General features: G+C 34.4%; 6 protein-coding genes. All 6 read left to right on the forward strand.

What is annotated here, in order from left to right; translation table 11 throughout:
• A partial coding sequence (locus ACZBKJ_RS09605; protein ID WP_463200865.1) for a hypothetical protein occupies positions 1-1,169 on the forward strand: 1,169 nt, incomplete at its 5' end.
• A 39-nt stretch (positions 1,170-1,208) separates the two neighbouring features.
• A complete protein-coding gene (locus ACZBKJ_RS09610) occupies positions 1,209-1,757 on the forward strand; it encodes a hypothetical protein (protein ID WP_463200866.1) in 549 nt (182 codons plus the stop codon).
• A gap of 905 nt (positions 1,758-2,662) precedes the next feature.
• Complete coding sequence (locus tag ACZBKJ_RS09615; RefSeq protein ID WP_463200867.1) at positions 2,663-3,130, forward strand: hypothetical protein; 468 nt, start codon at positions 2,663-2,665, stop codon at positions 3,128-3,130.
• Positions 3,131-3,347: 217 nt separating this feature from the next.
• Positions 3,348-3,974, forward strand: coding sequence for a VENN motif pre-toxin domain-containing protein (locus ACZBKJ_RS09620; RefSeq protein ID WP_463200868.1), 627 nt, complete (start codon positions 3,348-3,350; stop codon positions 3,972-3,974).
• Positions 3,943-4,368, forward strand: a complete 426-nt coding sequence (locus ACZBKJ_RS09625) for a hypothetical protein (protein ID WP_463200869.1) — start codon at positions 3,943-3,945, stop codon at positions 4,366-4,368. Before ACZBKJ_RS09620 ends, ACZBKJ_RS09625 begins: the two co-directional genes overlap by 32 nt.
• Positions 4,369-4,391: 23 nt before the next feature.
• A complete protein-coding gene (locus tag ACZBKJ_RS09630) occupies positions 4,392-4,802 on the forward strand; it encodes a hypothetical protein (protein ID WP_463200870.1) in 411 nt (136 codons plus the stop codon).
• Positions 4,803-5,094: the final 292 nt, after the last annotated feature.

Raw genomic sequence — 5,094 nt, forward strand, 5'->3', positions numbered from 1 at the left:
GCATCATTGCCAATACATCAAACCTAAACGTACAAGGACAAGGCAAGTTTACAGCTGGTTATCTCATCACTGACAAAGACCAAAACCACACCCAATTTAAACAAGGCATCCAAACCCAAGACATTGAAAATCACCTAAACTATCAAGGCGATGCTTTGCAAGTGGGTGTAAACCTTACGCCAAAGCCAAAGAGCAGCCAGCAAGACAACACCTCAAACAAAACAAAGCACCAACTAGGACTGTCAGGTTTAGGTTACGGTAAAATAGACCCTATCCACAAGACATCAATTACCAAATCTGCCATCACTGACCAAGCAGGGCTTAGCCACATCAATACAGGCAACTTGGATAGCCAAGGTAGCCAACAAGCCCTAAACCCCATCATCAACAATGACTTTACCAATCAAAAGAGTCAGTTGGAGAAAGAGCTTGGAAATCAGGTAACAATTACCACAGAGTTTGGCAGAGAAATACCTAAACAAATTGGTGATTATGCTCAAGCCAAAGAGATTGAACTGCTTGCGCAAGGCAATATCGAAGAAGCCCAAAAGTGGGCAGAAGGCGGTGTTTATCGTGTGGCACTACATACCGCGATGGGTGCTTTGGCAACTGGAACGGCGGAAGGAGCTTTTACCGCAGGGGTAGCAGCAAGTGCTGCACCTAAGCTCAATTATCTACAAGCTAAACTCAAACAAAAACTCAATGAGCAAGGACTTGAATCAGATACCGTCGAGATGATTAGCCAATCAGTCCTAAACCTAACTTTGGCAGGTGTAGGAGCAAGTGTAGGGCTTAATACTGTTAGTACAGTTTATGGGTTAAATACGGATGTGAATAATCGGCAGTTGCATGCCAATAAGGGGGAGAATTGGGTTATTGAAGAGCTTTACAAAAGACAGGGTGGCAATAAAAAATGGTCAAGAGCACAAATTGCCAATGCTCTAAGAGCTGCTAATTTTAAAAAAGGCAACTTCTATGAAAGTGCCGATAGTCATAATGCCGTTCCATTAAATAGACCTGATTTGAGCTATGATAATTTAGTTGGTGTACAATGGAATAATAATGGTACTGGTATTAGTTTAAATATTCCAAGAGTTGATCCAAATTTAGTTAGATACATTCAAAGCCATATTGGAAAAGGTGATTTTGTATCATATCAGTACACTTGAAATAATAACAGGATTGTTGGTAATCAACAGCCTTTGCCAATGCCAAGAGCAACGGGAGTTGAAGCATCAACCTATCCACAAAGTGCTTTGGCAAGATACAATAATACTACAAAAGCCTCTAATGTTAATATTTCTGGGGCTAGAACTACCAATAGCTATATTACTGATTCTCTGGGAAAATATGGGGGTTCAGTTGTGAATACTACGCTATCTGGGGTTAATGGCGAAGTTGAGGCAGGTGGCACAGCTATTGTTGGTCTTGGGGTAAGACAGATGACAGGCAAGGCATTTGATACAGATAGGAAGATGTGTACAACATACACTACTTGTGGCTTAGTAGGTCCGATGGTAGGTGGCTATGTACACACAGGAGGATCTCTTTCCACAGGCACAGCAACACCAGGGAGTCGCACTTGGCAATTAACTGGAACAGGAGCTGTAGCTCTTGGTGGTGGTTATGGACTTGGTGGTTCTATAAATTCAGATGGCTCTATTACAGGTGGCGTAGAAGGCACGATGGGTGGAGCTTTGGGTGGTGCCATAATGATTTGTTCAAAAAAAGTGGGAGATACTTGTGTCAATCAATGATAGTTATTATAAAAATAAAACCAAGTTGAAAAAATTTCATATCAGCTTGCTAATCTGTTTTATTTTATTTTTTATTCTGTTTATACTGGCATATTTTAGATTTATATTTCTGTATAAATTAGTTTTTTGCGTAATGTTTTTATGTATGTTTCATGCTTTCTATCAATGTTTTGTTCTTAATCAACATGTGATAGACAAAATGAAAGAAAAAAAAGAAAAAGGCATAAAACCTGTTTTTGATATAGATATTTTTGAAGATTGAATATATGGATTCTAATTCCATAATAATGTCTCAATTGCCATACAACCAGCTATAGCTATAGGTGCTAAATCTGGGGCTTCTATACAAATGTGTGAAAACAAAACATCTGAATATTGTAATAAATAGAGAGATATATAAATAGAAAAATTGTTATTTTATTTTTAGCAACATGGATTTTTGGTTTATTTTTTATTATTTTAAATGCTATATTGGATCTTAATATTTATATCTTTAGATTTATATTTTTTGCACTAGTCATTATGATTGTTTTTCTGTCTTTATGTATCGGTAGTTTTGTTCTTGATTCAAATATTGAATTTTTTTAAAATATTTTTAAGAAAAAATAAAATAATGTAAAGGCCGTTATAAATGAGATCAGGAGAGATTTGTGTTAATCAATGATAGTTATTATAAAAATAAAACTAAGTTGAAAAAATTTCATATCAGCTTGCCAATCTGTTTTGTTTTATTTTTTTTATTTTGTTTATGCTTGCATATTTTAGATTTATGTTTCTATATAAAGTAGTTTTTTTGTGTAATGTTTACGGCACAAGATATTACATGACAAGAGATCCTTATTCAGGTCCTAGAGGTATTAAAGCCGAAATTATTATTGGCATAATAAATAGAACAGGTGGTTTAAATGCAATCACAATCAATAACTAAAATAGATTTCAATAATTTGCATAAAAATATAGGTAAATTAGTATCTATTGTTGGTCTAATTGTCATAATAGATTTTGATTTGTATATTATTGATATAAAATATTCTGAATATACGGAATTTTATAAACAGTCAAAAAAAATTAAAATCAACAATAGAGATATTGCCTATGTACTAAAAGATCATGTACTTCCTTACGCTGGTGGGGATAGCTTTTTATTTCATGAATCAAGAATCAATGGAGTTATTAGTATGAAAAACAACCAAATTGAAATAACCCCAAAATCTATAATTCTTCTTAACGAAGAAGAGACAATTAGCAATAGTTTGGTTAATATTTTTATTAGCCAAGATTTAATTAATAAAAGCAAATTAGGAAAATTGGAAATATTTCAAGAGAAAAAATATGATAGTAATGACTGGCTTTCATACTATTTGCCCGATTAGCTACTAGCAAATCAAAAATTCAACTTTTGATATTCCTAGTACGATAGGTTGGGTTGAACGAATGTGAAAACCAATATTTAGGATGCAACCCATTGAACTTGTTGGGTTTCGTGCCTCAACCCAGCCTACGGGCTAAGAATCTTCGACGGCATCACCTCCGCCTTGTACGCACCTAATTCAAATGGTATCATGGGAGATGTGGTAAGAGCGGTAAGTCTTGAGCTTGCTTATCAAATTGGACAATATTTTAAGAGTAATGATTACAAAAAACACACAAGACAACCAAAACAGACCAGGAGAACAAAGCCTACAACACTTAATGGCTCATGCCATCTTAGGAGCTGCCACAAGCTATGCCACAGGACAAAACATTGGTATAGGTGCCTTATCCGCAATAAGTAGTGAAGCCGCCGCTCCTACCCTATCTAAGTTCTTATTTGGTAAAGATTCAAAAGAACTCACCCAAGATGAAAAAGACACCATCACCAACATCATCACCCTAGCCACAGCATCTACTGTTTATGCTGTCACTGATGGCGATGTTGCAGGTAGTGTAAATGCGGCTGAGGTGGGGAGAGTGGGGGTTGAGAATAATGCCACTTTTATTGATCAAGATAATTTTGTCAAAAAAGTTATACTAAATAGGGATAAAGGTATTTATAAATGCAACTTTCAAAACAATGAATGCATTGATCGCCCAGTAAAAATCGGAGAATCAATGTTTGAAGATGCATTTATTAGTCCTGATACAGGCAAGCCTGTTGGTAGGGTTTATATTGGAGAGAGTATAGATGGGTATGTTTATAGATTGAATGATAGAGCTTGGTCGGCTGGATTTTTTTAGCGAAGAAATGTATGCATACAAAAGTCTGCCGGGCAATATATACGATATTAAGTCAAATTATCCAGGACACAAACACAAATCATATCATGGATTTCTATTTGATGGTAAATATATTACATTAAGAGAAGGTGGAAATATTTTGGCTGGCATGAATGCGGCAACGCTAGGTATACCATATGATGAATTTCAAAAGGCTAGCGGTGCTTTACATGCTGGTGGTAAATTAGGTCTTATCAGACATAAAACAACTGGTTACACTTATGGAACATACCCTAGCTATGGTGAAATTAATTATCAGTATTTAAGAAGCAAATATGGCTATAATTTGGGCTTAAAAAGAATAGAATGTAATCTTGATATAAACAATATAAAATCTTTAGAATGCAAAAAATAAATAACTAGGAGGTTTTAAATAAAATGATGATTTTTAAATATATCTTGAATATTTTTTTTAAATTATTCATTTTTGTATTGATATTGGTTTCTTTATTATGCTTGTTTTTAACAAAAGAAACAGCTTATTATTACTGTGATGAAATTTGCATAACAATAATACAACACCATCAAGGTAGGGATACTTTTTTTAGAGTTTATGATGGTATCATGGTTAGTAGATATTCATATTTATTTTTTCCTTATGCTGAGTATCCTCTGGAAACATATATATATATAAAAAGAGAGAAAAATAATGGCAAGATAATTGTGGAGAATTTTACTGAGCCAGTGAAATATAAAGGTGTTTTGAATAATGTAGATTTTTATGTATCATCTTATGATAGTAATGAAATTAAATATAGGGATCTAAGATATTCATATTTAATTTTTTAGTTAATTAAAGTGTGTGTCTAATTACTTGCACAAAAAATAAGATAAAAGCCCACAGTACCAATCCACTGCCATCAACTAGGACTGTCAGGCTTAGGTTATGGTAAAATAAACCCTATCCACAAGATATCGATTACCAAATCTGCCACACTGACCAAGCAGGACTTAGCCACATCAATACAGGCAACTTGGATAGCCAAGACAGCCAACAAGCCCTAAACCCTATCATCAGCAATGACTTTACTAATCAAAAGATCTACTATGGCGGTATTTTGGATAAAGTTATTGATGATAT

Source organism: Moraxella sp. I5G, assembly GCF_055193055.1.

Excerpts from the sequence above, each read along its gene's own strand:
- ACZBKJ_RS09615 (WP_463200867.1), top strand. The coding sequence starts at position 2,663 with ATGCAATCACAATCAATAACTAAAATAGATTTCAATAATTTGCATAAA.
- ACZBKJ_RS09630 (WP_463200870.1), top strand. The coding sequence starts at position 4,392 with ATGATGATTTTTAAATATATCTTGAATATTTTTTTTAAATTATTCATT.
- ACZBKJ_RS09625 (WP_463200869.1), top strand. The coding sequence starts at position 3,943 with ATGATAGAGCTTGGTCGGCTGGATTTTTTTAGCGAAGAAATGTATGCA.
- ACZBKJ_RS09610 (WP_463200866.1), top strand. The coding sequence starts at position 1,209 with ATGCCAAGAGCAACGGGAGTTGAAGCATCAACCTATCCACAAAGTGCT.